Below are 26,844 nucleotides of genomic sequence, written 5' to 3'. Positions count from 1 at the left end.
AAGCCACTTTCAGGCCCGTAGAGGGCAGCAAAGTGGCTTTCCTGAACCTCGGTACGGCGCGTTGGGGCGGTGGTCTCGTGGTACTCCGCCTCCATGACCGACCAGCGGGAGCGGCTCGCGACGTACCGGGCCAAGCGTGACTTCGCGGCCACGCCCGAGCCGTCCGGGTCGGAGGCCGCTGCCGGGTCCGGCCGGTTCGTCGTGCAGCGCCACCGGGCCAGCCGCCTGCACTACGACCTGCGGCTCGAGGTGGACGGCGTACTGGCCAGCTGGGCCGTGCCGAGGGGGCCCACGCTCGACCCGAAGGCCCGCCAGATGGCCGTGCACGTGGAGGACCATCCCGTTGAGTACTTCGACTTCGAGGGCGTGATCCCGCGGGGCGAGTACGGCGGGGGTGACGTCATCGTGTGGGACTGGGGGACCTGGCAGCCGTCCGGCACCGACGACCCCGCGGCGGCCATCGAGGGCGGTGAGCTGCACTTCGACCTGCAGGGCGAGAAGCTCGCCGGGCGGTTCGTGCTGGTCCGCCGGGAGGAGGGCAGGCCGGGCAAGGAGCAGTGGCTCCTGCTCCACAAGAACGACGACCATGCGCGCCCGGGCTGGGATCCGGAGGACCATCCGCGCTCGGTCAAGAGCGGGCGGACGAACGACGAGGTGGCGGCCGCCCCCGACACGCTGTGGCGCAGCGACCTGCCGCCCGGCGAGGCCGCCGTCCGGCTGGGCCGGGAGCCGCGGTCCTGGGACCCGCCGACGCCGGACGAGCTGGCCGCGCTCGACGCCATCGGGCGGGCGGGCCGGTGGGAGGTCCAGGGCCTCGAGACCAAGCTGACGAACCTCGACAAGGTGCTGTTCCCCGCGCGGGACGGCGAGAGCCCGGTGACGAAGCGCGACTTCATCCGCTACCACGCGCAGATCGCGCCGTTCCTGCTCCCGTACCTCTTCGACCGCCCGGTGAACCTGAACCGCTACCCCGACGGCGTCGGCCGCCCCGGCTTCTGGCACAAGGAGGTGCCCCCGCACGCGCCGGAGTGGCTGACGCAGTGGCACAACGAGGAGGCGGGCCCCGGCGAGACGGAGTGCTACGCCGTGGTCGACAGCATGGCGGCGCTGGTGTGGATGGCGAACTTCGCGGCGGTGGAGCTGAACCCGTGGACGTCCCGGCTGCCTGAGGTCCACCAGCCGACCTGGGCGCTGATCGACATCGACCCCGGCGACCGCACGGACTTCGCGGACATCCTGGTGCTCGCCCGCCTCTACCGCACCGCGCTCGACCACCTGGGGGTCGCGGCCGCCCCGAAGGTCACGGGCAAGCGCGGGGTGCAGATCTGGGTGCCGGTCGCCGACGGGTACACGTTCGCCGACACCAGGGAGTGGGTGGAGAAGGTGTCCCGCGCGATCGGGCGCACCGTGCCGGAGCTGGTGAGCTGGGAGTGGCACAAGGACCGGCGGGACGGGCTCGCTCGCCTGGACTACACGCAGAACGCGATCAACAAGACGCTGGTCGCGCCGTTCAGTGCCCGGCCCGCCGCCGGGGCTCCGGTGTCGGTCCCCCTCCGCTGGGACGAGCTGGACGACCCCGACCTGCGCCCCGACCGCTGGACGGTCCGCACCGTGGTCGACCGGGTGCAGCGGGATGGCGATCCGCTCGCCCCGCTGATCGGGCGGCCCCAGCGGTTGCCGACGATCTAGTGCGGTGGGCAGTAGCGTCCTCCGGTGATGACCGGGATCCGGGACCGCGCGGTCGGGGCGCTGACCGGCCTGGCGCTGGGCGACGCGCTGGGCATGCCGACGCAGTCGATGTCCCGCCGGCAGATCGCTGAGCGCTACGGCCCGGTCACCGGGCTGCTCGATGCCGCTCCCGACCAGCCGATCGCCCCCGGCCTACCCGCCGGGACGGTCACCGACGACACCGAGCAGGCGTTGCTGCTCGCCCGGCTCCTCATCGACGGTGCGGGCCACGTCGACGCCGTCGCCTTCGCCGACGCGCTGAGCGGGTGGGAGGCCGAGATGGTCCGGCGCGGGACGGCCGACCTGCTCGGGCCGTCGACGAAACGGGCCCTCCAGCGCCTGCATGCGGGTGAGTCGCCGGAGGAGAGCGGCCGTGACGGCACGACCAACGGCGCCGCGATGCGCGTCGCGCCCGTCGGGATCGCGGTGCCGGTCGGCGACGCGTTGCTGGACGCGGTGGTGGCGGCAGGCCGGGTCACCCACAACACCGGGATCGGGATCGCCGCGGCCGCCGCGGTGGCCGCCGCGGTGTCTGCGGGGGTGGCCGGGGCGGGCCTCACCGACGCCCTCGACGAGGCCGAGCGCGCCGCGGCGGCAGGTGCACGGCGAGGTCACTGGCGGGCGGGCGGCGACGTCGGTGCGCGGATCCGCTGGGTGCGGGGCTGGGTGCACGGCATGGGACGCGCAGCGCTCGCCGACGCCGTCGTCGACGTGGTCGGCACCTCGGTCGCGGCACAGGAGTCGGTGGTCGCGGCGTTCGCGCTGGTGGAGGCCCTGGGTTCGGATCCGCTGGACGCCCTCACGCTCGCGGCCGGGCTCGGCGGCGACACCGACACCATCGCCGCGATCTGCGGGGCGGTGCTGGGCGCGCACCACGGTGTGACCGGGTTGCCCGCCGACCTGCTCGCTACCGTCCGCCGCGTGAACCGCCTCGATCTGGCGCCCGTCGCCGACGGGTTGCTGGCGCTGCGGCACCGTGCGGAAGGTGCCGGTGGCGGGGCGGAAGGTGCCCGTGACGGGCGGGCCTGACCGGGGCGCACCGGCTCCGGGGCGGCTGGTGCACACCGGCCAGGTGGTGCTGGACCTGGTGATGCGGGTGCCCGGACTGCCGCCCGTCGGTGGCGACGTGCTGGCCTCGACCGTCGACCTGCTCCCCGGCGGTGGGTTCAACGTGATGGCCGCCGCTGCCAGGGCGGGCGCGCCGGTCGTCTACGTCGGCGGCCACGGCAGCGGGCGGTTCGGTGACACGGCGCGCGCCGCGCTGGCCTGCGAGGGCATCGTGGCCGCGCAGCCGGTCTCGACGGCGTCCGACACCGGGGTCTGCGTGGTGCTGGTCGACGACGACGGCGAACGGACCTTCGTCACCGGGAGCGGCGTCGAGACGGAGATCGAGCCTGCGGCGCTCGCCGCGGTGGCGGTGACGCCCGCCGACCTGGTGTACGTCAGCGGCTACAGCCTTCTCGTGACGGCGAAGCTCCACGCCCTGCTCGGGTGGCTGGAGTCGCTCGACGGCCCGGCCGTGCTGGTCGACCCCGGGCCGCTGGCGGCGCAGGTGGACGGCCCGGCTCTGGATCGGTTGCTCGCCCGCACCACGATCCTCAGTGCCAACGCCCGGGAGGCCCGCGCCCTCTCCGGGGCCGACGACCTCGCCACCGCGTCAGCGGTGCTCGCACAGCGGCTCGCCGCGCCCGCCGCGGTGGTGGTGCGCGACGGCGCCGCCGGGTGCCTGCTCACCCGCGACGGGCACAGTGAGCGGATCCCCGGTTTCGCCGTGGCGGCGGTCGACACGACCGGGGCGGGCGACGCGCACTGCGGGGTGCTGGCCGCCGAGTTGCTGCGCGGTGCCGACCTGCACACGGCCGCGGTGCGCGCCAACGCCGCCGCAGCGCTGGCGGTGAGCCGGCCGGGCCCCGCGACCGCGCCCACCCGCGCCGAGGTGGACGCCGTGCTGGCGGCGGCGGCCCTCTGACGCGGGAACCGCCTCGTCAGAGGGCGCGCATGCCGGCGGGATGCTGCCAGCCCCGCGGGGTGGGCGGAGGGGATCCGCGGCGTCGGCGGGCCCGGAGGCGACGGGCCGCGGCGATCAGGCGAGCAGCCAGCCCCGCGACGAACCGGGCCCGAGCCCGCACCCGGCGGACGCGCCCGCGGCGACCGGGATCCGAGCGGCGGACGCCGGCTGCGAGAACCCGCCGTCCGGGAGCGGCCGCGACGGCGGGGGTGAGCATGACGAGATCGGTGCCGCCCCGGCTGTCGGTGCTCGGACGGATGTCGACGACGTCCATGCAGCTGCGCACCATCTGGAGCCCGCGGCCGCGGTACCCGGGGTCGGCAGGGGGCGAGCGCCAGCGGCCGTTGTCCTGCACCACGATCCGGATCCGGCGCTCGCGGCCGTCGGGAACCAGCGTGGCGGTGAGGACGACCTGGCCGTCGGCCCCGGGCGCGTAGGCGTGGTCGACGACGTTCGCCACGGCCTCGTGCACGGCGAGGATGACGTCGTCGACGTCGTCCTCCGGCCACTGGTGGACCTCCAGCCATCCCCGGACCCGTCGTCGCACGAGCGACGGCGTGGCGGGTTCGGCGGGCAGGCGGAGGGTGAGCGCGTCGGTACCGGGCGTCGGCACAACCCTTCGCCGGCCCTTACGGCCGGTCGGACCACCGCCGACGCCTGGAAATTCCGTCACTGATCGTGCTGTTCCCGTCCGGACGATGTTTACACACAGGGGAGGTTCAGCTCGGATGGTTCGGGCACGCAGGCGGGCTCGGGCTCGAAGGGTCGCACGGTGATCTCGGTGTCGACGGCGGTCAGGGTCAGGATCCGGGCGATGTGCGGGGTGGGGCGGCTCAGGACGATGTGGCTGCCCGTGACGCGCAGGTCGCGGTCGATGTCGACGAACGCGCGGAGCCCACGGGCGTCCACGAACCGCAGTTCGGACAGGTCGATCACGACCAGTTCGGGCCGGGTGCCGGACAGCTCGCTCACCGCGTCGACGAGCAGGCCGACGGTGGAGATGTCGAGCTCTCCGCCGAGGCGAACGCGGTAGTGCGGTGACGTGCCGTCCCGGGTGACCGTGACCTCGATGCTCAGGGTCGCCGAGCGCGCGGACACGGCCGAGTTGTCCACGTCGGTCACCGATGCTCCCTCCGGGAGGGTCGCCTGTGCGCGGCCGAGGCCGAGGACAGGGGATGGTCGGCTGTGGACTCAACCGGGGTGCGAATCGTAGGACGGCGGGGAACGCACTGCAACGGCGTCACCAGCGTCCGGTGAGACTTCCTCTGTCGTCAGCTCGATAGGATCTGTATCAATGACTGGAAATCTCGGGGGCCGTGAAACCTCGGGGGAGGTGTCCATGGGTGTGAGGCGGCTCGACGACGAGGACTACCCGGCGGTGGCGATGGGCCAGGCTGCCGAGCTGCTCGAGGTGCAGCCGGCCTTCCTGCGCAGCCTCGACGCCGCGGGGGTGCTGAAGCCGCAGCGCTCGGGTGGCGGCCATCGTCGCTACTCGCGCCGCCAGCTGGTGCTCGCCGCGCGGATGCGGACCCTGTTCGACGAAGGGCTCACCCTGGACGCGGCAGCCCGGATCGTGGAGCTGCAGGACGGTCTCGACACCGCGCGGGAACGGATCGCCGAGCTCGAGCGGCAGATCGCCCGGCTGACGGACCATGGCAACGGCCAGGCGCCGGGTGCCGAGGGTCACGCGGAGGACGGCCGCCGGTCGAACGGCACCTCGTGACGCCGGCGGCGCGTCCGGTCGCAGTCGCTCAGGCGGCGGTGCGCTCGGGGGTGGACCGGGTGATCGTCGGCGCGGTGCCCGCGCTGTGCTGTGCGCGGCCACGCCGGGCGAGCCGCGCCGCGGCACGCATCGACCGACGCGGGGCCTCCAGCGCGCCCACCACGCTGCGGTAGAGCCATCCCGGGGTGCAGAGGGTGCGGCCACGACCGAGGTCACGCAGGCACTGGTCCACCACGGCGGCAGGGTCCAGCCAGAGCGGAGACGAGGCGGCTGGCGCGTCGTGCTTGCCGGTGCGCATCCGTCCCGGGCAGAGAGCGATCATGCCGACACCGGTGCCCGGCAGCGACGCCGCCATCGTGTCGGTGAACGCGAGCACCCACGCCTTGGTCGAGGCGTACGTACTGCCCGGTGCGGAGAGATAGCCGGCGAAGCTCGCCACGTTGATCACCGAGCCGGTGCCGCGGGCGATCATGCCGGGAAGCGCGGCGTGGGTCAGCGACATGACCGCGGTGATGTTCGTGTCGATCTGGCTCTGCAGGTCGTGCAGGTCGGCCTCGACGAACACGTCGCTGTTCTCGACGCCGGCGTTGTTCACCAGCATCGCGACGGGGCGGTACGGGTTGGCGACCCGGTACTCCACCGTGGCCCGCCCGGCCGGGGTCGACAGGTCGGCGACCAGGACGTCGGCCGTGACGCCGTGCCTGCGCGCGGCCGCCGCGGTGCGCTCCAGCCCGGCGCGGTCCCGTGCGACGAGAACGAGATCCATACCGTCCCGGGCGAGACGGTCGGCGAAGACGGCGCCGAGGCCGCGGCTGGCGCCGGTGACAAGTGCGGTGGACATGAGATCGACGCTAGGAGGTCCACCCTGTAGTGACGCTGAGAAGCGCGTCGGATGCTGAACGTGGGCTGAGAAGGCCCTACGTTGACCGGCGTGGACGCGCCCAAGTCGCTGGAACGGCTCGTCATGTTCACCGACGCCGTGGTCGCCATCGCGATCACCCTGCTCGTCCTGCCACTGGTCGACGCGGTGGGGGAGGCAGCGCACGCGCGGGTGCCCTCGGTGGAGGTTTTCACCGACAACCAGCCGCAGATCTACAGCTTCCTGCTGAGCTTCGCCGTCATCGCCCGCCTCTGGGTGGTGCACCGCCGACTGTTCGACGAGGCGGAGGCCGACTCCAGGGGCCTGCTGGTCTGGAACATGGCGTGGTTGCTCACGATCGTGGTGCTGCCGTTCCTCACCGAGATGATCGGGGTCTACGGCGACGACCGGTTCACGGCCACGGCGTACGTCGGGGCGATCCTGGCGAGCAGCATCTGCCTCACCGTGCTCGCGTTCATCATCCGCGGCGGGGTCGAGGTGGCCGACGCGGTGGCCACGACAGCGATCCTGGCGGTCGCGTTGCTGGTGGTGGCCCTGGTCCCGGGGGTGACCTACGTGGCGCTCCTGCTGCTCCTGCTCACCCGGCTCGTGGCCCGCGCCGTCGAGCCGCTGCTGCACCGCGTCCGCGGCGCCGGTACCACCGGGCCCACCGGATGAGACGACCGCGCACTCAGACCTTGCGGCCGACCCCGCCGACGTAGAGCTTCTCCACCGGGTGGTCCCTCGGCGTGTCCTCGTCCGGCCGCCACGTGTTGGCGTACACCAGACCCGGCTCGACCATCTCGAGCCCTTCGAAGAAGCTGCGGTTCTCGTCCCAGGTGCGGAAGCGCCCGGAGCCGAGGCCGTCCATGAACCCCCGCTCGAGGTCCCGGGACCGTGGGTCCTCGTCGAGGAAGTGGCTGACCAGCAGGTAGCTGCCGGTGGAGAGCCGGGCCCTGACCTCGGCCGCGGCGCCGAAGGGATCCTCCTCGTCGGAGAGGTGGTGCAGGATGCCCGAGATGAGCACGGCGAACGGCTGCTCCATGTCCACGAGCTTGCGGGTCTCCGGGTCCTCGAAGATCGTCTCGGGAGTCCGCAGGTCGGCCGTGATCACCGTGGTGGTCTCGCTCTCGTCGAGCATGGCCCGGGCGTGCGTGAGCACCATCGGGTCGTTGTCCACGTAGACCACCCGGACGGTCGGGTCGATCGCGTGCGCGATCTCGTGCACGTTCCCTGCGGTCGGCAGCCCGGAGCCCACGTCGATGATCTGCTTGATGCCGGCCTCACCCACCAGGAAGCGCACCCCGCGGCGCACGAAGTGGCGGTTGTCCTTGGCGAGCTGCCCGGCCTCGGGAATCACGTTGAGGAAGCTGTGGGCGGCGCGGCGGTCGATCTCGAAGTTCTCCCGCCCACCGAGCACGTAGTCGTAGACCCGCGCGATCGAGGGCCTCTTGAAGTTGAGGTCGCGACGCGCACCGCTGCGCTCGCCCTGGCCGTGCGACCCGGATCGCGACTGACCACCCGGCACGGATCCTCCTTCACGGGTCGGTCAGCTCTGGCCGTATCCCGTCACCGATAGTTGCGGCGAGAGCCTAGCGTGATCGGCGGCACACGAGGCAACCTGCCGTACACCCTTCTCAGCCGATGCTCAGCAGGCCGTGAAGTGATCCATTCCCACCTGGGCGACCTCCCAGCTCAGCCCGAACCGGACCGGTGCCCCGTCGCCGCCCGTCGCGCTCGGGAACGCGACCTCGTGGGCCTCACCAACGGCCAGGGCGTCGAGAGATCTCGTCTGCTCCAGGGCCGCGTCGCCGCCTCGATCATCGTGGTCGGCGACCCAGTCGCCGACGATCTGACGGTAGAACTCGACAGCCTCGGTCCACCGTGGGAACCGGTGCTCCTCGTCGATACCGGTGACCAGCCACATGTCCTGCCCCCGTGGTCTCGTGTGCATCGATTCCACCACGGGTAGACCCGTTCCGCATGCACTTCCGATGCCGATCGTCGTCGGAGGCCGGTGGATCTCGAGGGAGACCGAAGTGCCCGCAAACGGGAGCGTGGAGCGATCCGGTACATCCGCCGACGTGTCCGGGGCCGACGTGGCCGGTGCCGGGGTGCCCGCGAAGAACGGGACCACGCGCATCGTGATCGTCGGTGGGGGCTTCGCCGGCTACCAGGCGGCCCGCTCACTGCTCCGGGCGCTACCGCCGGGCTCGGGCACGGAGATCGTGCTGGTGAACCCCATGGACTACTTCCTCTACCTGCCACTGCTGCCCGAGGTGGCCGCGGCGGTGCTGGATCCGCGGCGGGTCACGGTCTCGATCCCGGCGACGCTGTCCGGGGTGCGGCTCGCGCTGGGCGAGGTGACGTCGGTGTCCCTCGGGGAGCGCCGGGTCTCCTACACCGATCCCGAGGGCATCGCCCACGGCCTCGACTACGACCGGCTGATCCTCGCGGCGGGGAGCGTCAACAAGCTGCTGCCGATCCCCGGCGTCGCCGAGCACGCCCACGGCTTCCGGAACCTCGCCGAGGCGCTCTACCTGCGCGACCACATCATCAGGCAGGTGGAGCTCGCCGACGACACCACCGCAGACCCCGACGAGCGCACGGCCCGGTGCACGTTCGTCGTGGTGGGCGCGGGCTACACCGGCTCCGAGGTGGCGGCCCAGGGCCCGCTCTTCACCGACGCGATCATGGCGAACCACCCGCACCTGCGCGGCCAGAAGGTGCGCTGGTTGCTGCTCGACCTCGCGCCGACCGTGCTCCCCGGACTGGATCCGCGCCTGGCGCGGGCGGCGGACCGGGTGCTGCGACAGCGTGGCGTCGAGGTACGGACGGGGGTCTCGGTCCGGGAGGCGACCCGCTCGGGAGTGCACCTCACCACCGGTGAGTTCGTCCCGACACGATCCCTCGTCTGGTGCGTGGGGGTCCGCCCCGACTCCCTCGTGGAGGACACCGGCCTGCCGACGCAGAAGGGCCGGTTGGTGGTGGAACCGACGCTCGTGGTGCCCGGTCACCCCGAGGTCTTCGCCTGCGGTGACGCCGCCGCGGTTCCCGACCTGACCCGGCCCGGCCAGGTGACGGCGATGACCGCGCAACACGCCACCCGCCAGGGCGCGCTCGCGGGGCGCAACGTCGCCGCGTCACTGGGCTACGGCCGGATACGCCGGTACAAGCACCACGACCTCGGTTTCGTGGTCGACCTCGGGGGCACCCAGGCCGCGGCCAACCCGCTGCACATCCCGCTCTCGGGGTGGCCTGCCAAGGTGGTGACCCGCGGCTACCACCTGATCAGCATGCCCGGCAACCGGATCCGCACCGCGGTCGACTGGATCCTCGACGCCGTGGTGGGCCGCCAGTCCGTGCAGCTCGGCCTGGTGCGGTCGGCCGCCGTGCCGCTCGACACCGCCGAGCCGCAGCGCAGCGTCGCGTCCGGCTGACGTCGCGGTCCCGGCACTCCGGCCTGGCGGGCGGGCATCCCCTCAACACGTGATGTGGTGGCCGCGGCGAGCCTCGACCATAGATCGAGAAGGGCGTGGCTCCCCGTGCACCCGGAGGCAGAGAAAAGATGACGACGACCGAGACGCCGCAGCGCGACATCGGAGTGTCCTTCCATCGTGCGTTGGCCACGAAGGACTGGCCGATGCTGCGGGGGCTCATGAGCCCGAACGTCACGTGGACCCTGCCGGGCGACAACGCGATATCGGGTACGGCAGCGGGGATCGACGACGTGATCGCGCGCGCCGAGCTGATCGTCGGCTACGGGTTGTCGTCCACCCTGGAGCAGGTGCTGCTGAGCCGGGACAACCTGGCGATCGAGGTGCACGCCACCGGCCGCCGGGACGGGCGGGTGCTCGACGAGCACGTCGCGGCGGTGTGCACCCTGCGCGGCGGGCTGATCGTCCAGGTCGAGGTCTACCTCGACGACGTGGACGGGATGAACGCCTTCTTCGTCCGAGACAGCGGTTGAGCCGCGGGCCTGCGTGCCCGGTGGTGGGGTCTCGCGGTCAGGACGGGATCCCGATCGAGCTGTTCGCCGGAGCCGCCGCAGCCTCGGGGGTGCGCACGGGCATGCCCGCGGGCGACACGACCCACCACAGGCCACCGTCGAGGACCTTGCCCTGCCCCTTGGTCTGGCCGGGCGCCACGTCGCCCGCGAACGTGTAGACGGGATGGCCGTCGACCGTCAGCTGCTCCCCGCCGTCGGGCCGGATCGTCCGGCCGATCCCGCCGGTCACCCCGGGAAGGTACGCAGGCAGCGGTGACGGCGCGGGCACGAAGGGCCAGTCCTGGGCGCAGCTGTCCGCGCAGACGGACACGTTCCTCGGGTCCTTGGCGAAGGTGTAGAGCGTGCGGCCCTCCCCGTCCACCAGGATGGTTCCCAGTGCGCTCGGCTGCGGCCCGACGAGTGCGCCATCGGGCGCCTGCAACGGCATGGCCGTCGCCCGCGGTGGGACCTGTGCGAGCGAGGCGGGCGAGTTCGGATCCTCGGTGGCGCAACCGGTCGTGACGAGTGCGATCGTGGCCAACCCGGCCACACCGGCACCCAACAACCATCGAGGCCGCCAGCGCTCGGCCGTGCTGCCGCGGATCATCGCTCGCTCCTCCACCGCCGACTCAGGACCGTCCCGTCATGGGGTGGCGCCGGACTCCACGCGCGTCAGTGCGATGCGGGCCAGCTCGAGGCGGGACGTGACACCCAGTTTGGTGAACGCATGCTTGAGGTGGGTGCTGACCGTGTGCGGCGACACGTAGAGCCGCTCGGCCGCTGCCCGGTTCGTCGCTCCATGGGCGATGAGCCGCACCACCTCGAGCTCGCTCGGCGTCAGCGCCTGCCACCCGTGACCGGTGCCAGGTCGCGTGCTGCGCCGCCGGTGCACGCCCAGCTCGCGCAACGCGGACCGGACGCGCGCGGCGTCGCGCTGGGCGCCTGCCTCGTCGGCGATCCGCATCGCCGTCTCGAGCAAGCCGACGGCCTCGCCGCGGTCGCTCCCGGCCGCCAGCGTCCCGGCATCCTCCAACGCCGCCGCCCTCGCGAGCGGCCGCTGCCCGGCCTCGAACAGCGCCGCCGCCCGGACCAGCTCCTCACGGTCCTGCAGGAGCAGCCCGCGAGCGTGCGCGTGGGCCGCGACGAACAGCGGCCCATCCGGGTCGGCCTCGGCGCGGCGTCCGACGTCGGCGGCCGCCCGTTCGGCGATGTCCCGGTGCCCGGCCCGGAGGGCGAGTCGCACGAACCACGGCACGTCGGCGAGGTCGAGCGGGCTCCGGGACCATGGCGCCGCGTCGTCGAAGCGCGCCGCCCCCTCGGTCAGGATCGCGATGGCCCGCCCCGGGTCACCGCCTGCGTCGGCGACGAGGGCACCCAGCCACGCCCCGGTGCTGCGCACCGACGCGGACCTGCTCGCCCGCATCCCCTCGGCCTCCCGGGCGGCTGTCGCCAGCGCCTCCTCGTCCCCGGTGAGGACCGCCACCCGGCCGGCCGTGAAGACCGCGGTGAGGGCCGTGAAGTCCCCGTGGCCGAGCTCGTCGGCCATGGCGAGCGCCTGGTCGGCCGCCTCCCGCGCCTCGGCAGGCCGGCCGGCCTCGAGCAGGAGCCGCGAGCGGGTGGCGCTCCACAGCCGCATCAACGCCAGGCCGGCCCCCACGCCGGCCTGGCGCTGCTGCTGGTCGGCCACGGCCAACGCCTCGTCGAGGCGCCCCACCGCCGCCAGCGCCACCGCACGCCAGATCTCCGGCTCGCACAGGCGCTGCGCCACCTCCACTCGCCTGGTCAGCTCGGCCGCCGCGTCGGCCCCGGCCAACGCGGTACGCCAGTCGGCCCGGCACAGGTCGACGATCGACCCGACGCACACGGTCAGCGCCTCGGCCCGCGCGTTGTCGGACAGGCCTGCCGCGGTCATGGCCGCGCCGATGATCTCGCCTGCCCCCTCCGGGTCCCCGTCGAGCGCGGTCGCCAGGGACAGCACCGCCAGGAGATCGGCCCGCAGCGAGAGCGGCACCTCGGGCAGGTCCAGGGCGATCCGGCAGTGCCGGATCGCGTCGACGAACGCGAACTGCAGGCCGACCAGCGCACCGCCCAGGCGCACCCAGGCCTCCGCCTCGGGGCGGAGCGGGACCTCCAGCGACTGCTGGGCGAGTGCCGCCGCCTGGGCGGGCCGGCCTGCGCACAGCAGCAGCTGGACGGTCTCGGCCACCAGCTCGGCCCACTCCGGCGCCCGGGGCGTGGTGAGCTCCAGGGCCCGCACGCTGAGCTCGGCGGCAGCCGCCGGATCCGACGCGGCGGCCATCGCCGCGGCCTGCCGCAGCAGCGACACCGCGTCGCTGTCGCCGGGCAGCGCCACGGCGGCGAGCAGCGTGGCGGCCTCGGGCAGCGGCCGGCCGGCCCGCAGGTCGGCGTCGACCACCTGCCGGCGCAGCCCGCGGACCAGATCCGCCGGCAGGTTCGCCACGATCGCCTCGCGGACCAGCTCGTGCCGGAAGGCGAAGTGGTCGTCGTTCGAGACGAGCAGGTCCTCCCTGATGGCTGATCGGAGCGGCTCCAGCAGCGCCGACGCGGGTTCGTCCAGCAGCGCCTCCAGCTGGCGGACGGTGCAGCGTGGCCCGAGCACGGCCGCGATCTGCACGGTCCGCCGAACCCGGTCGGGCAGCCGCTCGAGGTTGCGGGCGACGAGACCGCGGAACCGGTCGGGGAGCTGTCCCGCACGCGGGCCCACGTCGCCGTCCGGGTCGTCGTCGGCCGCGTGCTCGGCCACCCCCCGCAGCAGCTCGACGAGCAGCAACGGCCTGTTCGCCGCCCGTCCGGCCAGCTGCATCACCGACTCGTCCACGTCGTCACCGAGGACGTCGTGCGCGATGGCCTCGACCGACTCCTGCTCCAGCGGTTGCAGCTCGATGGTCTCCGCGCCCGCAACGGCAAGCCGGTCGAGCGTGGTGTGCAGGGCGTCCGTGCCTGCGCCGTCGCGGACGGCGAACATCCACATCACCGGGCGGTGCGCGAGCCTGCGGGGCAGGCAACGCAGTGCCAGCAGGGTGGCCGGATCGGCCCACTGCAGGTCGTCGAAGGTCACGAGCACCGGTGCCTGCAACGCGACGCGTTCGATCTGCTTCCGGATGGTCTGCAGCAGCAGGAACCGGTGGTCGGCGCCGGCGTACAGGGCGGTGGGGAGCTCGTCCCCGTCCATGATGGGCTCCGGCCCGGTCGCCAGCGCTTCCATGAGAGGTGCGAGCGGAACGGCCCGGCTGTTCGAGTCGGCCGACCCGGACACGGTCCGGTTCCCCATGGTCCGCGCCATCCGGCGGGACTCGGCCAGCAGACGGGACCGACCGGCCCCCGCCGCGCCGCGGACGATCACGACCGAGCCGTTCCCGGTGCGGAGCGCATCCAGGCCTTCGCGGACGTCCCCCAGCTCCGCGGCCCGCCCCCTGAGGGGAACCTCGTCGTGATTCGTACCCATCGCCTACTCCGATCCCACCATCACTCGACGCCGCGCACTTCGCCCGCGGACCCGGTCACACGGGCGCCCCCCGGCGCACCAGACGTCCCAACTCGACCCATCGTGCGTGGCGGCGGTCGGCGCGGGCATCCGTCAGATGACTCTGTCCGATTTGCGCCTGGCCTGCGGCGCAGCTCCCCCGGGGCGCCCGAGCCGCGCCCACCAGCCCCCTCCCGACCCCGCGAGTCGCCCGATTCCTGTCCGCGAGTCGCCCGGTTCGTGTGCGCGAGTCGCCCGCCCCGGGTGCGCGAGTCGCCCGGTTTGCGTGTGCGCCCCCGGCGCCGCCTGTGCTCGCGTGGCCGGGGTCCGGGGAGGGGGTCAGGCGGTGGTCTGCTCCTGGATCAGGCGATCCAGGGGGTCGACGGGATCCGGCTGAGTGGTTTGGCTCGAACCATGTGGAGCGGCACCCGGTAGAGGGCGGCGCCGAGGTGGTCGGCGATCTCGTCCATCGTGGAGGAGAGGCTGGTGCAACTCGCGACGAGCAGCACCGGGTGACCGGGCTGGATCAGGCGGGCGAAAGCGGCGAGGCCGGGACCGGTGTCGGGCAGCGTCAGGGGAGGTCCCGCCGTGGCGCCGTCGGTGCCGATGGGTGAGAGCCGGCGCAGCGGGCTGCCGAGGGCGTCGATCACCTGCTTCAGCACGTTCTGGCGCTCGCCGGTCGGCTGCCGGGCCTCCACGCGGATCTCGCCGTCCGCGGAACGCGCGACGACGGCGACGTGGCGCATCTCCGGGAGGCCGGCGGCCCTCTCCAGCACCGCGGCAGCGCGGCGGGCGTCGTGGAAGACGAAGAGGAGCACGTCCAGGCTGTGGGAACACATGAAGATCAACCGTCCGTTGCTGGGCGACGCGAACGTGAGCAGCGTCCTGGCCCGTACGACGGCGGACATCCCCCGAAGACGTGAGGATTTGACGCGATTCCCGTCCGTCTCCGCAGACGCAAGGCCTGCGCAATGACGGGGAAATGCGACGGTAAAGGAGACGCTCGCCGGGGACTCAGCCGGCCGGTGTGGTGGCGTCCACCGGGGGACGGCCGGGCAGCGGGGCGGAGCCGGGTGGCCGCAGGCCGTCCATGATCACGGCCAGGGTGCGACGCCACTGCTCGGCCTCGGGTGCGATCCCGAGGTAGGTGCCGGAGGTGGCGGCTGCTTCCGCGAGGACGGCCACGTCGCGCCAGGTGACGTCGTCCCGGATCGCTCCGGATCTCTGCGCGCGCTGCACCAGCTTCTCCAGTGCGCCGCGTAGCGCATGGGTGTGTTCGCGGACGTTCTCCGAACGCTCCCCGCCGAAGCCCATCGTGTACTCGCGCAGGCCGCGGTTGCCGACCTGCCCCTCTGCCAGCACCGAGAGCAAGGTGGTGAGCCCCGAGACGGGGTCCTCGTGGTCGAGCGCACGCTGCGCCGCGGTGGACACGCCGTCGATGGAGTCGAGGAGGACCAGTTCGATCAGTGCCTCTTTGGAGCCGAAGCGCCGGTAGAGGGTGCCGATCCCGACTTCCGCGCGTTCGGCGATATCGGCGGCGGCCACACTGAGCCCTTGCTCGGCGACCGCGTCGCGGGTGGCTGCGAGCAATCGCAACCGCTTGCGCCGGGAATCGGCGCGTTCCTTCACACCCTCATCGAGTGGCCCCGATGCGTTCACGCCTGGAAGGGTATCAGTCGGACTTTAGTGATCCGTACGGATGATTATGATCCAAGCGGACGCTACGCATCCGATCCAGATCGGTCCGATCACCGTCGACCGGTCCACAGGCCCCCGGTAGCTCGCTATTTTCCGGTCACCCGGTCTCCGGCCGCCTCGGCTGCGGGCACGATCTCCGGTGCCGTTTCCTTGTCCTTGTGTTTCACTTCACCCCCCTCCGGCCGGGCGTGTCCCTCGGGCGTGACCGGGGCCAGCCAGAGCCCGACCAACGCGTCGATGAGCCCGGCCGTGGTCGACTCCCACGCCTGCCGGGCAGATGTGTTCCCGTCGTGCAGCGCCCGCTCGCGTTCGGCACACATGTGTACGACGAGCTGGCGGCTCATCTCGGCGCGTTCGGCACGCACTTCCGGGGGAAGGGCGGGGAGCAGCCGGACCGTCCCGTCCAGCGCCTGGCGCTGGGTGGGCGACGCCTCCGCGTCGGCCCTCACCACCTCGCGCAGCGTCGGCTCGGTGCCGGCCTGCGCGAGGAACCGCGCATGCCAGCTCCGCCCGCCGAGTGTCGCGAGATGGCTGGGGAGCGGCCGGACCATGCACTCCACGCGGTCGCGCAGCGGGGACTCCGGGCGGAGTTCGGCCAGCAGGTGGCCGCGCAGCCGCTCGACCGCGGCGGTGTGCCGTCGCAGGACGGCCAGTACGAGCTCGGACCGGCCGCCGAAGTGATAGCCGACCACGGAGTTGTTGCCCTGACCCGCTGCTTCGCCGATCTGCCGGTTGGACGTGGCGAGCAGGCCGCGCTCGGCGAAGAGGCGCTCGGCGGCGTCGAGGATCAGGTCGCGGGTGGCGGCGCCCCGTTCCGGGACGGTCTGCCGCCCGCCCCCGCTACGACCATCAGCGGTCATGAAGCCTCCGTGCGTCGTTCAGCGACCTGTAAGTCAACTGCCTGAATCACGATAACCCCCTCTCGGGGCGGCCACGCGTCCCTCCCGGGAAAATAGCGCGGGTCGATACGTCCCTTCGGCCCGTTTTTTGCTTTTCTAGCGGTGGGTGCTAGCAAGCAAATAGGTTAACGTGACCTAGGTGTGGGTCGACCTGCTTCTGCTGGCGAACCTGACCGCGCAGCCCGCTCACGGCTACGAGCTGCGCCGCAGGGTCGAGCAGAGCAGTGGCTACGCCCTGTCGAACAACTCGCTGTATCCGGCGCTGCGGCGGTTCTACGACGCCGGCGCCGTGACGCGGACCGCGGTGGATCGTCAGGGCGCCCCGGCGCGGCACGTCTACGCCATCACCGAGGTCGGCCGGGAGCTGCTGCACGACATGCTGGCCGAGCTTCCCGACGAGCTGGCCGCCGACGAGGCGGAGTTCCTCTCGCGGGTGGGGCACTTCGCGCTCCTGACCCCCGGCGAGCGGCTCGGTGTTCTCGACGCGCGCAGGCGGGCGATCCGCACGCGACGCGACCGGGTCCAGACATTGGCCCGCTCCGTGGGGACCGCGCCGGACGACGTCTGGAGCGCACTCGTGCTCGACGAGCTGCTCCGTCGCACCCACGCCGAGGAGCACTGGCTCGCCACCGTGAGCGCCCGAGTGGCCCCTGCCGTACCTGCCGCCCCAGCCCCGCCACCCGAGGAGGATGTCCGATGACCAGCACCGAACTCGCGCCGCAACTGCCCTTCGACCGCCCCAACGTGCTCGACGTCGCGCCGCTCTACGCCGTGCTGCGGGCCGAGGCGCCGATCACCAGGGTGCGGACGCCGGCGGGCGACCCGGCCTGGCTGGTCACGCGGTACGAGGAGGCGCGCGCGCTCTTCGGTGACTCGCGGCTGGGCCGCTCGCACCCCAACCCGAGCGAGGCGGCCACCGTGTCCGACGCCGCCATCCTGAGCGGCCCGTCGGGGGACTACGAGACCGAGCAGGCCGACCACGCCCGGTTGCGTGCGCTGCTGGTCCCGGCCTTCTCGGCCAAGCGGATGCGCCTGCTCGCCGGCCACGTGCGTGAGCTGGTCGACGGCTGCCTCGACGCGATGGAGGCGGCCAGGGCGGCCGACCCGGAGCGGCCGGTCGACCTGCACGCCACGCTGTCCTTCCCGCTTCCGGTGCTGGTGATCTGCGAGCTGCTCGGTGTGCCGTTCGACGACCGCGAGTACTTCCACGGCCTGTCGGACCGGGTCGGCCGGTTGGACGGTGGCACCGATGCCGCCGAGGCCATGGCGGAGTTCGAGCGCTACATGGGCGGGCTCGCCGCGGCCAAGCGCGTGAACCCCGGCGAGGACGTCGTGTCCGACCTGGTGCGGGCCCAGGAGGCCGACCCCCGCTTCACCGACGAGAAGCTGGCCACGCTGTCGGCCGGGCTGCTGTTCGCCGGGCACGAGACCACCGTGGGCCGCATCGACCTGGGCGTGCTCCTGCTGCTGTCCGACCTCGACCGGCGCGACGCCTTCGTCGCCGACCCGGAAGGTCAGGCGCAGCGCACCGTCGAGGAGATCCTGCGGCTCTCGGCCCCTGGTGGGCTCGGTCTGCTCCGGTACGCGCACGAGGACATCGAGATCGGCGGCGTCACGATCGCCCGTGGCGACGCGGTGATGCTCTCCACCGCGGCCGCGAACCGGGACCCCTCGGCGTTCGCCGAGGCCACGGAGTTCGATCCGGCCCGCAGCCCCAACCCGCACCTGTCGTTCGGCCACGGTCCTCACTTCTGCATCGGTGCGAGCCTCGCCCGCACCGAGCTCACGGCCGTCTTCTCCGCGCTGTTCCGCCGATTCCCCGGCCTGCGGCTCGCCGTGGAGGTCGACGATCTGGTGGTCCGCGCCGACCGGCTCACCGGCGGGGTGACGGAGGTGCCCGTCACCTGGTGACGGGGCCGCCCCCCGGTCACGCGATCTCCGACGGCGCGACGAGCGCGTCGGAGATCGCGCCGTGCAGGTCGCGGAAGGACGGGGTGAAGCGCAGCTCGCGCACGTCGCGCGGCCGATGGAGTGGCACTCCGCCCCGAACCGCCGGCGCGTCAGCGCGTCGAGCGGGCCGAAGGGTTCGTCCATGAGGAAGAGGTCCGGGTCGGCGGCGAGGGTGCGCGCCAGCGCGACGCGCTTGCGCATGCCACCGGAGAGCTGGTGGGGCAGGTAGTCGGCGAACCCGTCGAGGCCGACCGTGGTGATCAGCTCGCGGATCCGGACGTCGGACGGGTGCCGGGTGTCGTCGTCGCCGGGCACGGGTCCCGCGCGGTGGATGCCCGGGCGGTGCGCAGCGGGAGGTTCTCGGTCACGGTGTCCCCTCGCCGGTTCCCGGCTCGGCGCGCGTGGCGACCGGGCGGTCGGGATCGGCGCTCCAGGCGGAGAACGACCCGACGTAGAGGGGCGCGGTCACGCCGGCGTGGGCGAGGGCGGCGACGGCGAAGGCGCCTGCCACCCCTCCGCCGCAGGAGAGCCCGGGGACCGGCGCGTCTGCTGCGGTGACCCCGTAGCGCGCCCGTACCTCGTCCTCGTCGGCCAGCGTCCCGCCTGCGCCCAGCACGTTCCGGGAGGGGACGTTGCGGGCGCCGGGGATGTGTCCTTCCCGGTACGCCTGCGCGTCCCGGGCGTCGACGAGCAGGCCGCGGGCGGCGAAGGCGGCAGCGGCGTCGGCGTCCAGCTCGGGCAGTCCGCCCGAGCCCAGCTCGACGTCGCCGGGCTCGACGTCCGGCTCCTCCGTGCTGAGCTCGTGCCCGGCGGCGGTCCAGGCCTGCAGTCCGCCATCGAGAATGCTGACCCGCTGCAGTCCGGCCCAGCGCAGGACCCACCAGGCACGAGCCGCGGAGAGCCCGGCGCGCGTGTCGTAGACGACCACGGTGGAGTCGTCGCGCAGGCCCCACCGCCGTGCGGACCGCTGCAGTTCGGCGGGGTCCGGCAGGGGGCGGCGCCCCTCGGCCGGGTCGGCGTCGGTGCGGGCGAGCTCCGTGGCCAGGTCGACGGTGACCGCTCCGGGCAGGTGGCCGGCGCTGCCGCCGTCCCCTCCGGTCTTCTGGTCGTAGCGGATCTCCAGGAGGCGGACCCGCTCCGGGGTGTCCTGCAGCCACTTCTCCAGCTCGGCGACGCCGACGAACACCGGAACCTCGGACCCTGTCATCCGGCCACCGCCCCGGCATCGACGCCCGTCGCGAAGCGGCGGGGCGGGCGGGGGAGGCCGAAGTGCTCACGCAGGGTCGTGCCGGCGTAGTCGCGGTGGTGCAGACCGCGGCGCTGCAGTTCGGGGACCACGAGATCGACGAACGCCTCCACCCCGTGCGGCACGGTGGGCGGGAAGACCATGAACCCGTCGGCGGCGCCTGTGGAGAACCATTCCTCGAGCACGTCGGCGACCTGCGTCGGCGACCCGACAACCTCCTTGAACAGCCCTCCGCGGATGAAGGAGGCGTTGACCTCGGCCACGGTCACGCGCTCGCGCCCGTAGAGCTTCGGGCCGAGTCGACGATCCGGCGTCCCTCGTCGGACAGCAGCGCGAGGTCGGCGACGTCCCCGATCGGCGCGTCGGGAGCCGCGTCCGTGACGGCGACGCCGAGCGCCTCGGAGAGCCGCGCCCGGTGGACGGGACCGGTCTCGAGCAGGGCCTGCAACGTCGTGAACGCCTCGCGCGCCGCCCGTTCGGACTCCTCGACGTACACCGCGACGCCGGGAACGATGAGCTGGTCGGCGGCCGAGCGTCCGTAGTGGGGCAGCCGGCTCTTGAGGTCGTCGTAGTACCGCCGGGCGCCCTCGACGCCGAGGGTCGAGGAGTTGGTGAACCGCAGGTCGGAGTACTGCGCACCGAGCTCCCGGGACCGTTCGGACGCACCCGCGTTGATGATCGGGATCTGGCCCTGGACGGGCCGCTCGACGTTCAGCGGGCCATCGACCGAGAAGAACTTCCCGTGGAAGTCGATGGTGTGGACGCGGTCCGGGTCGACGAAGCGGCCGGTCACCGGGTCGGCGACGCGCGCGTCGTCCTCCCAGCTGTCCCACAGCAGCTGCAGGACCTGGATGTACTCGGTGGCCCAGTCGTAGCGGTGGGCGTTGTCCTAGTGCTGCTCGCGTCCGAAGTTGCGAGCTGCCTCGACGTTCTTGCCGGTGACGATGTTGAGACCGACCCGGCCGCCGCTGAGGTGGTCGATCGTGGCGGCCGCCCTGGCGACGTTGTAGGGCTCGGAGTACGTGGTGTTGACCGTGGTGATCAGCCCGATGTGCTCGGTGATCCCCGCGATGTTCGCGGCCAGGGTCAACGCCTCGGGACGTAGGACCTCGTTGGGCGCCGCGAACTGCGAGGTGGTCAGCCCGACCACCCGGTCGCCGATGAAGAAGAAGTCGAACCGACCCCGTTCGGCGGTCCGCGCGGCCTGCTGCAACAGGCGCGGGTTGGAGTTTCCGTCGCTCCGGACGCCGGGCAGGCGCCAGGCCCCGGGATGGAAGCCGGTGGGCCAGATGGTGAGGCCGAGGTGCATCCGACGGGCTGGTTCGGGCATACGGAGCCGCCTTTCGGCGCGAGAGGGCGGACCGCGCGCGGGGCGGGCGCCACTGACGAGGAGGGGGAGGTGCATCGACGGTCGGGCTGCGTCCGTGCGGACGGGCGCGACGATCGGCGGGCTCAGCCGCGACAGAGACAGGCGCAGACCTTCAGCAGGTCGATACACCGGCGGCGAACGAGCAGCAGGGTGTGGACGACGGACAGTACGTCCGTGCCGGAAGCGGGACGGCGCGTATGCGCTGAACCACTCATCACCCGTCTCACCGCCATTCTTCCACCGAAGCCAGCGTGCCGAACGTATACAGGGCTGAGTTGTTCAGCGCGGCGGCCACGACAACTGTGATGGGAATCTCGGGAAGGTCGGCGGCGACGCGCACTCAATTGTCAGGACATCCGAGTGGTGCGCGGATTTGCAATGTCCGACAAATGTCCGGCCATTTGCGGCGCCGTCCATTCTGTGTAGAAGTGGACGGAATGGGCGCAGGCGTGCGTTACCGGACGCCTGCCCGCGTTGCGCCGGTCGCTGCGTCGCGGTGCGCCGGACGGCTCGACGTCCGTCGACCGAGGTTCGTTGCGATAGCTCACGATCGATGATGCGGCACGATTCGTTACAGTGATCTGGAGCACAGTAGGTCGGGATGGGTTGATCGTCCGAGCGGTTCGTCGCCATAGTTCTGATCGTGCCGATCTTCGACCTCGAAGGGTTCTGGCCGACCCGTCGCCAGGACGATTTCGACCAGTCCTGTCCGGGGACATCCGCCGTCCTCTGACTGATCGCCGTGGCCCACGGGCCGAATCCCGGCATTCGGTCCCCGACCCGCCGGACGCACCGCGTGCGGCCCAGGATCCGGAGCTCTCCCGTGGCCCCCATCCGATGCACCGTGCCCCGGCCGGGTGTCGCCGTGCCCGCTCCGGAGTTCCCGCGCGGCTGTCGCGATCTCTCGGCCGCCGGGCCGGCCGGACGCGCCGACCGGCGCCGCATCCAGGTCCGCCAAGATCTCGACGCGATGGTGGTCGGTGGCTACTGTGAGCCGCGCAACATCATCATCCTCAACCCGGCCGGCTCGCAGGGCCGGGAGGATCAGGGCGTCACAAAGATGATCTACACTCCGCGCATCGAGGAGCTGCTCGCTTCCGGGGACTCCCCGGACTGCCACATCGACATCACCGCGCAGGCCAGCGAGGGGTGTCCGGTGACGACACCATGATCGGCCTCGTGGGTTACGGCCGCGCCCGGCGGTTCCTTTCGCGGGTCTTCCTCCCCGTGCTCGTGGTGCCGGTGCTGCTCTTCGCGGTCGCGGGGCCCGCATGGGCACAGCCCGGCGGGGGCAGGGACGGTGTTCCCGACGACATGGTGGGCACTTTCCTGCCGTGGCCCCTCCTCGCCGTCCTCGGTGTCGTGGCGCTGGTGGCCAGCGCCTTGGTGGCCGGGACGGCAGCGCTGGGTTTCCTCGCCCCGCCGTCGCGAAGCTCGATGCTCGTCGTGCAGAGCGCCGCGACCGTTGCGGTGGTCGCGCTGGTGATCCGCTGGGTGGGCGGAGGCGTCCCCGCAGTCGTCGCGTTGCCGCAGGCGGTCGGCGCTGCGGTGATCGGTGTGCTGTTCACGCGTGGGGCACGGAGTGCGTCCGCGGTGGGGGGTGCGCTGCTCACTGCCGCGCTGGCCTACGACGCGACGTTCGGGCACACCGACTGGCACGTGGGGCTCGCCGCCGTGCACATGGTCGCCGCGGTCACCTGGCTCGGTGCCGCGGTCCTGGTTGCCACGCCCGCGTGTGGCGCTCGCTTCACCGTCGTTCGGCGCGTCACCCTGGTCTTCGCCGTCTCGGCGACCATGGCGGTGTCGGCCGCCACGCTGGAGGCGGTCGCCAGGGGGATGCGTTTCGACGCCGTGACGGCCACGTCGCTGACCGGGCTGCTCGTGCTGATCCAGGCGCTGGGCATGCTCGTGGCAGTCAGCACGGGGCTGTGCAGTCCCGGTGCGGTCGGGGGCCGTGTCGTGGCCTACTCCGCGGGGCTCGTCTTCACCGCGGGTTCGGTGCTGATGCTGGTGACCCCACCCCCGGCTCCCGCCGAGCTGGGCCGTCCGCTCCTGCGGACGGTGGCTCTGGCCGGCCAGGATGCGCCGGTTGTGGTCGTCCCGCAGCGGCCGGGCCGCAACCTCGTCCATGTCGGGGTGGCCGGGGCGCTGGTCGGCGGTGTGCGCACGGAGGAACGGCCCGGCGCACCGGGCGGCTGGGCCGTGGTCGACCTTCCTCCGGGCACCGATGTGCTCACCGTGGAGGCGGGTGGCGAGCACGTGACGCTGCGCCTCGACCTCGGTCCCGATCCGGCATCCCCGGCGCTGGTGGCCGGACTCACGGGACCGGACGGACCGGAGTGCCTGAGCGCCGTGGTCGGCCGGGTGCTGCGTGGCGCCGCTGACCTCCCGGCTGCCTGTCCGGCCGATGCACTCTCCGAGTCGGACGCCGCGACGCTCCGGGCCACCGTGCGGTTCCTCGGCGACCGCGACGTCCCGGCGCTGTACCTCGTGACCGACGGGTCGCGCCGGTCGGCCGCGGCTGCTGCGGTCGTCCGGGAAGCTGCGGTCGGAAGGCTCCCTGTGGTCAACCGGCTGGGTCGTGCGGACGCGGCACTGGTCGTCGCGGGCTGGGAGGCCGGTGGGCGCAAGCTCACCGAGGAGGCACTGGCCCTGTCGAGCGTCGGCCGCACGTACACCGCTCCGTGGCTCGCCACCGACGCCGTGCTGGGCCGGCAGACCGGCGCCGTCACCACTCTGGACTTCGACCCGCTCGACGTGTCGGCTCAGCGCTACCTGGCCGACCTGCGTGCGGCCGGGCTGACCCCACTCGCGTCGCCTGCCGGGTTCCGGGCGTGGACGGCGCCGGGCGACGCCGGCCCGGCGGTAGCAGGGCCGCGGATCTTCGCGTCCGTGCAGATCTCGATGATGCCGACCGGGGCGGGTGGGATGGACAACCGCACCACCGACCCCTGGCTGCCCGGCGGGTCATTGACGCCGGTCACCCCGCCCCTGCCCCGGTGACCCCCACCGGACGGGGTCAGAGCTTCGCGCGCTGAAGCGCCGCTCGGTGGCCGTCTCGTTGCGGGCTGTCTGATCCCATGTCGCGTCCGACGCGACGTCGTCGACATCTCGCTGCACCGGGCACCTCCACGACGTCGAGTGTGCCCGGAAGCCCCCGGCGGGGTGGTCCGCCGGCCGGATCCGACGACGAAGCCGGGCTCCGATGCCGCCATTTGTCGACTCGGTTCGCCCGTTTACCGTCGTCTTGCATTCCCCTGGGCTTCCGATTGCAGCCCACCGCCTACCGTCTGAAAGGACTCGACGCACGTCGGCCGGGCTCGTCAGGACGACAGTGACCGGGTGGGCTGCGGCCCCCCTGTCCAGGACATCGGCTCGACCGGCGCAAGGTGTTACGCCGCCACGGCGACAGTGCACTGGAGGACCGCGATGGACATCCGCTCGGCGGTGTTCGACCTCATCGATGGAGATCTCGCGCTGAGAGCGCTCGGCGTGGCCCATGGCCGCTGTTGCCACCATGGCCAGGCCGCGTGCCCGAGGATCCCCGGATCGTGCTTCATCGTCATGGAATGGGCGGCGGACGACCATCCGTCGGCTCCCTCGGGTGCCGAGCTGTTGACGGTCCGGGCGCACCTGCCCACCGAACGCTCGAGCCAACACCTGATCCTCGACGTCCTGCTGCAGCGCACGCGGGCGGTCCTCTCGACGGGCACTGCCGACGGGCCCATCACGAGCCTGCACCGGGGGACCTCACCCGATGTCCTGCACAGCGACTTCGGCACCGTCTTCAAGAGCAGCACGTTCCAGGTCGCTCCCCGCCAACCCGCGACCGCGCAACCCAGGAAGCAGCTGACGCTCTCCCCGTGGACCGGTTGCGACGATCTGCAGCTCGCCGCCCTCGGCGCTCTCGGCACCGCATCCCTGAGCATGAACTGATCGGGATGCCCACGGCCTCCCGCACTACACTCGGCCGCCGCAGGTATCCAGCTCAGGGACCGGGGAACATTAGATGATCTTGACAATCGTCGGTTGGATCGTGTTCGGCCTGATCGCGGGCTTCATCGCTCGCGCGGTCGTCCCCGGAAAGGATGACATCGGCCTCCTGCGCACCATCGTGCTCGGGATCATCGGCTCGGTGGTCGGCGGACTGATCTTCGGGCTGCTGACCGTCGGCATCCGAGGCTTCCAGCCCGCCGGCTGGATCGGGTCCATCATCGGCGCGGTCATCGTGCTCGTGATCTACAACCAGGTCACCGGCCGCAAGCGTAATCGGCTCTGACCCGCTCCGGCGGTGCGCTCGGCGGAGACCCCGCTGCCGCCGTTCCGTGGTCCCTGCCTCCGCGGAGGTACGGCCCCGCCCGTGACACCCGCCGTGACGTGGGCGCATGCTGAGGAGCCGCCGAGTGCGGTGACCGGGACGGCTGCGGAACGGAGACCACCCTCGTGCGCACTCGAATCGTCGGGCTCGCTGTCTGGGCCTCTGTGCTGGCCATCGGGCTCTTCGGGGTGCCGTTGGGGGTAGGAGTGCTGCAGTACGCGGCGCAGAGCGAGCGCAGCGAACTGCAGCGCGTCGCCGACGCCGTCGCGATCACCGTGGCGAGTGACGTGTACGACTCCGAGCGGATCGAAGGGGTCGACGGGCCGGGTCCGGTCGAGGTCGCGGTGTACGACGACGACGGCACCCTGCTGGGCGGCGTCGGGCCGGGTGCCGAGCAAGCGGAGGTGGCGAGGGCCCTCCAGGGCGACGTGGGGGCGGGTACCGAGGGCGGCTACTTCGTCGTGGCGGTGCCGGTCACCCACGAGGACGACATCATCGGGGCGGTCCGGGCGGCCGCGCCCCGCAGCGCCGTCCTGCAGTGGGTGGCGGTGGTGTGGGCCGGGATGATCGCGCTCGCCGCGCTGGCCGTTGCCGCCACCTGGCTACTCGGGCGCAGGCAGGCCCGACGGCTGGCCCGGCCGCTGGAGGAGCTGGCCGTGGCCGCGCGCAGACTCGGTGAGGGCGACTTCAGCGTGCGCACCCGGCAAGGAGGGATCGGGGAGATCGATGCCGTCGGAACGGCGCTGAACACCACCGCCGTTCGCCTCGACGACCTGCTCGCCAGGGAGCAGGCGTTCTCCGCCGACGTGTCCCACCAGCTGCGGACCCCACTCGCGGGCCTCCGACTACGGCTCGAAGCCGCCCTCGAACAGCCGGGCCAGGATCCGCGTCAGGCCATCGTCGCGAGTCTCGTCGACGCGGACCGCCTGGAGGCGACCATCGACGAGTTGCTGGACCTCGCACGCGGCAACCGGGACGCCCGCGGCGGCCCGGTGGATCTCGGTGTGCTGCTGGACGAACTGTCGCCGGAGTGGCGTGGGCGCCTGGAGCTGCTGGGCCGCGGCCTGACTCTCACCGTCGAGCCGGGGGCACCGTGGCCGCGCGCCTCCGCCGCGGCGGTGCGGCACGTCCTCGCGGTGCTCGTGGACAATGCGACGACCCATGGTGCGGGCACCGTCGGGGTGACGGTCCGCGAGTCCAGCAACGCCGTGGCGATCGACGTCTCCGACGAGGGTGCGGGCGTGCACGACCCGGAGGGCGTCCTGTTCGCCCGCCGCGCCGACCAGCGGGACGGCCACGGCATCGGGCTGGCGCTGGCGCGGCGTCTCGCGGAGGCCGAGGACGGCAGGCTGGAGCTCACCCGGCGGGCGCCCCCCGTGTTCACGCTCCTGCTGCCGCCTGCGCCCGCCGAGCCCCTCACCGATCAGGAGCCCATGGGTGGTGGCGCACCCGAAGCTGCGAGCAAGGTCGACGTGGCACGGTTCGGGCTCGGCCGCGGCACCGCTCACGTCGATCTCGCCGGACCTGGGCCCGCCCGGGCCCGGCCCGGTTCCCCCTGAACGTCGACACCTTCC

At 72.7% G+C, this 26,844-nt stretch carries 26 protein-coding genes and 2 pseudogenes; 14 read left to right on the top strand and 14 right to left on the bottom strand.

The window, feature by feature from the left end; genetic code table 11:
* The first annotated feature begins 93 nt into the window (after positions 1-93).
* The 3 genes from AC5L35_RS20145 to AC5L35_RS20135 are packed head-to-tail and all read left to right on the top strand — an operon-like array spanning position 94 to position 3,697.
* A complete protein-coding gene (locus AC5L35_RS20145; protein WP_495061200.1) occupies positions 94-1,689 on the top strand; it encodes a DNA polymerase domain-containing protein in 1,596 nt (531 codons plus the stop codon).
* Between the two features lie 27 nt (positions 1,690-1,716).
* Positions 1,717-2,757 carry an ADP-ribosylglycohydrolase family protein gene (locus AC5L35_RS20140; RefSeq protein ID WP_495061297.1) on the top strand — a complete coding sequence of 347 codons (1,041 nt, stop codon included), beginning with the start codon at positions 1,717-1,719 and terminating at the stop codon, positions 2,755-2,757.
* Entirely contained in the window at positions 2,741-3,697 is a 957-nt protein-coding gene (locus AC5L35_RS20135; RefSeq protein WP_495061199.1) for a PfkB family carbohydrate kinase, read from the top strand. Before AC5L35_RS20140 ends, AC5L35_RS20135 begins: the two co-directional genes overlap by 17 nt.
* Before the next feature lie 16 nt (positions 3,698-3,713).
* Here the strand turns inward: AC5L35_RS20135 and AC5L35_RS20130 are convergent, their stop codons facing one another.
* Entirely contained in the window at positions 3,714-4,349 is a 636-nt protein-coding gene (locus AC5L35_RS20130; RefSeq protein WP_495061198.1) for an ATP-binding protein, read from the bottom strand.
* A gap of 89 nt (positions 4,350-4,438) precedes the next feature.
* On the bottom strand, positions 4,439-4,858 hold the full coding sequence (locus tag AC5L35_RS20125; RefSeq protein ID WP_495061197.1) for an STAS domain-containing protein: 420 nt from the start codon (positions 4,856-4,858) through the stop codon (positions 4,439-4,441).
* Between the two features lie 217 nt (positions 4,859-5,075).
* Here AC5L35_RS20125 and AC5L35_RS20120 point away from each other — a divergent pair, with 217 nt between their 5' ends.
* A complete protein-coding gene (locus AC5L35_RS20120; RefSeq protein ID WP_495061196.1) occupies positions 5,076-5,459 on the top strand; it encodes a helix-turn-helix domain-containing protein in 384 nt (127 codons plus the stop codon).
* Between the two features lie 28 nt (positions 5,460-5,487).
* On the opposite strand, the gene AC5L35_RS20115 is transcribed toward AC5L35_RS20120, so the two are convergent.
* Positions 5,488-6,300, bottom strand: a complete 813-nt coding sequence (locus tag AC5L35_RS20115; protein ID WP_495061195.1) for an SDR family NAD(P)-dependent oxidoreductase — start codon at positions 6,298-6,300, stop codon at positions 5,488-5,490.
* 90 nt (positions 6,301-6,390) lie between these two features.
* On the opposite strand from AC5L35_RS20115, the gene AC5L35_RS20110 reads away from it, so the two are divergent.
* Complete coding sequence (locus AC5L35_RS20110; protein WP_495061194.1) at positions 6,391-6,996, top strand: TMEM175 family protein; 606 nt, start codon at positions 6,391-6,393, stop codon at positions 6,994-6,996.
* Positions 6,997-7,009: 13 nt separating this feature from the next.
* On the opposite strand, the gene AC5L35_RS20105 is transcribed toward AC5L35_RS20110, so the two are convergent.
* A complete protein-coding gene (locus tag AC5L35_RS20105) occupies positions 7,010-7,846 on the bottom strand; it encodes an SAM-dependent methyltransferase (RefSeq protein ID WP_495061193.1) in 837 nt (278 codons plus the stop codon).
* Positions 7,847-7,966: 120 nt separating this feature from the next.
* Positions 7,967-8,272 carry a hypothetical protein gene (locus tag AC5L35_RS20100; protein ID WP_495061192.1) on the bottom strand — a complete coding sequence of 102 codons (306 nt, stop codon included), beginning with the start codon at positions 8,270-8,272 and terminating at the stop codon, positions 7,967-7,969.
* 130 nt (positions 8,273-8,402) lie between these two features.
* Between AC5L35_RS20100 and AC5L35_RS20095 the strand changes: the two genes are divergently transcribed.
* On the top strand, positions 8,403-9,758 hold the full coding sequence (locus AC5L35_RS20095; protein ID WP_495061191.1) for an NAD(P)/FAD-dependent oxidoreductase: 1,356 nt from the start codon (positions 8,403-8,405) through the stop codon (positions 9,756-9,758).
* Positions 9,759-9,886: 128 nt separating this feature from the next.
* Positions 9,887-10,288 (top strand): nuclear transport factor 2 family protein, encoded by a 402-nt coding sequence (locus tag AC5L35_RS20090; protein WP_495061190.1) that lies wholly within the window; start codon positions 9,887-9,889, stop codon positions 10,286-10,288.
* A 37-nt stretch (positions 10,289-10,325) separates the two neighbouring features.
* On the opposite strand, the gene AC5L35_RS20085 is transcribed toward AC5L35_RS20090, so the two are convergent.
* From AC5L35_RS20085 to AC5L35_RS20065, 5 genes are all read right to left on the bottom strand, one after another.
* Positions 10,326-10,913 (bottom strand): COG4315 family predicted lipoprotein, encoded by a 588-nt coding sequence (locus tag AC5L35_RS20085; protein WP_495061189.1) that lies wholly within the window; start codon positions 10,911-10,913, stop codon positions 10,326-10,328.
* Positions 10,914-10,949: 36 nt separating this feature from the next.
* Complete coding sequence (locus tag AC5L35_RS20080) at positions 10,950-13,772, bottom strand: helix-turn-helix transcriptional regulator (RefSeq protein WP_495061188.1); 2,823 nt, start codon at positions 13,770-13,772, stop codon at positions 10,950-10,952.
* A 380-nt stretch (positions 13,773-14,152) separates the two neighbouring features.
* Positions 14,153-14,698 carry a hypothetical protein gene (locus tag AC5L35_RS20075; RefSeq protein WP_495061187.1) on the bottom strand — a complete coding sequence of 182 codons (546 nt, stop codon included), beginning with the start codon at positions 14,696-14,698 and terminating at the stop codon, positions 14,153-14,155.
* A gap of 106 nt (positions 14,699-14,804) precedes the next feature.
* The gene (locus AC5L35_RS20070) at positions 14,805-15,449 is read right to left on the bottom strand and encodes a TetR/AcrR family transcriptional regulator (RefSeq protein WP_495061186.1); all 645 of its coding nucleotides are present in this window, start codon (positions 15,447-15,449) and stop codon (positions 14,805-14,807) included.
* A 125-nt stretch (positions 15,450-15,574) separates the two neighbouring features.
* The gene (locus AC5L35_RS20065; RefSeq protein ID WP_495061185.1) at positions 15,575-16,348 is read right to left on the bottom strand and encodes a TetR/AcrR family transcriptional regulator; all 774 of its coding nucleotides are present in this window, start codon (positions 16,346-16,348) and stop codon (positions 15,575-15,577) included.
* Positions 16,349-16,526: 178 nt separating this feature from the next.
* Between AC5L35_RS20065 and AC5L35_RS20060 the strand changes: the two genes are divergently transcribed.
* The gene (locus AC5L35_RS20060; RefSeq protein ID WP_495061184.1) at positions 16,527-17,087 is read left to right on the top strand and encodes a PadR family transcriptional regulator; all 561 of its coding nucleotides are present in this window, start codon (positions 16,527-16,529) and stop codon (positions 17,085-17,087) included.
* Positions 17,084-18,298 carry a cytochrome P450 gene (locus tag AC5L35_RS20055; protein ID WP_495061183.1) on the top strand — a complete coding sequence of 405 codons (1,215 nt, stop codon included), beginning with the start codon at positions 17,084-17,086 and terminating at the stop codon, positions 18,296-18,298. The genes AC5L35_RS20060 and AC5L35_RS20055 overlap by 4 nt, the downstream gene beginning before the upstream one ends.
* 180 nt (positions 18,299-18,478) lie before the next feature.
* Here the strand turns inward: AC5L35_RS20055 and AC5L35_RS20050 are convergent.
* The 4 genes and pseudogenes from AC5L35_RS20050 to AC5L35_RS20035 form a co-directional block, all read right to left on the bottom strand.
* Positions 18,479-18,652 (bottom strand): annotated as a pseudogene (locus tag AC5L35_RS20050) (ATP-binding cassette domain-containing protein); the annotation flags it as partial.
* A gap of 49 nt (positions 18,653-18,701) precedes the next feature.
* Positions 18,702-19,544, bottom strand: a complete 843-nt coding sequence (locus AC5L35_RS20045; protein WP_495061182.1) for a sulfurtransferase — start codon at positions 19,542-19,544, stop codon at positions 18,702-18,704.
* Positions 19,541-19,852: a hypothetical protein gene (locus AC5L35_RS20040; RefSeq protein WP_495061181.1), complete on the bottom strand. Its 312-nt coding sequence runs from the start codon at positions 19,850-19,852 to the stop codon at positions 19,541-19,543. The genes AC5L35_RS20045 and AC5L35_RS20040 overlap by 4 nt, the downstream gene beginning before the upstream one ends.
* Positions 19,849-20,892 (bottom strand): annotated as a pseudogene (locus AC5L35_RS20035) (NtaA/DmoA family FMN-dependent monooxygenase). The gene AC5L35_RS20040 and the pseudogene AC5L35_RS20035 overlap by 4 nt, the downstream one beginning before the upstream one ends.
* An 883-nt stretch (positions 20,893-21,775) precedes the next feature.
* Between AC5L35_RS20035 and AC5L35_RS20030 the strand changes: the two are divergent.
* The 5 genes from AC5L35_RS20030 to AC5L35_RS20010 all read left to right on the top strand — a co-directional run bounded on the left by AC5L35_RS20030 (position 21,776) and on the right by AC5L35_RS20010 (position 26,829).
* Positions 21,776-22,123, top strand: coding sequence for a hypothetical protein (locus tag AC5L35_RS20030; protein ID WP_495061180.1), 348 nt, complete (start codon positions 21,776-21,778; stop codon positions 22,121-22,123).
* Positions 22,120-23,955: a hypothetical protein gene (locus tag AC5L35_RS20025; RefSeq protein WP_495061179.1), complete on the top strand. Its 1,836-nt coding sequence runs from the start codon at positions 22,120-22,122 to the stop codon at positions 23,953-23,955. The genes AC5L35_RS20030 and AC5L35_RS20025 overlap by 4 nt, the downstream gene beginning before the upstream one ends.
* A 426-nt stretch (positions 23,956-24,381) precedes the next feature.
* Complete coding sequence (locus AC5L35_RS20020) at positions 24,382-24,888, top strand: hypothetical protein (RefSeq protein ID WP_495061178.1); 507 nt, start codon at positions 24,382-24,384, stop codon at positions 24,886-24,888.
* Between the two features lie 73 nt (positions 24,889-24,961).
* On the top strand, positions 24,962-25,231 hold the full coding sequence (locus tag AC5L35_RS20015; protein WP_495061177.1) for a GlsB/YeaQ/YmgE family stress response membrane protein: 270 nt from the start codon (positions 24,962-24,964) through the stop codon (positions 25,229-25,231).
* Between the two features lie 164 nt (positions 25,232-25,395).
* A complete protein-coding gene (locus AC5L35_RS20010; RefSeq protein WP_495061176.1) occupies positions 25,396-26,829 on the top strand; it encodes a HAMP domain-containing sensor histidine kinase in 1,434 nt (477 codons plus the stop codon).
* The last annotated feature ends 15 nt before the right edge of the window (positions 26,830-26,844 follow it).

The organism is Pseudonocardia sp. OZ21 (assembly GCF_059359135.1).
This window is presented reverse-complemented; position numbering and strand designations above follow the sequence as displayed.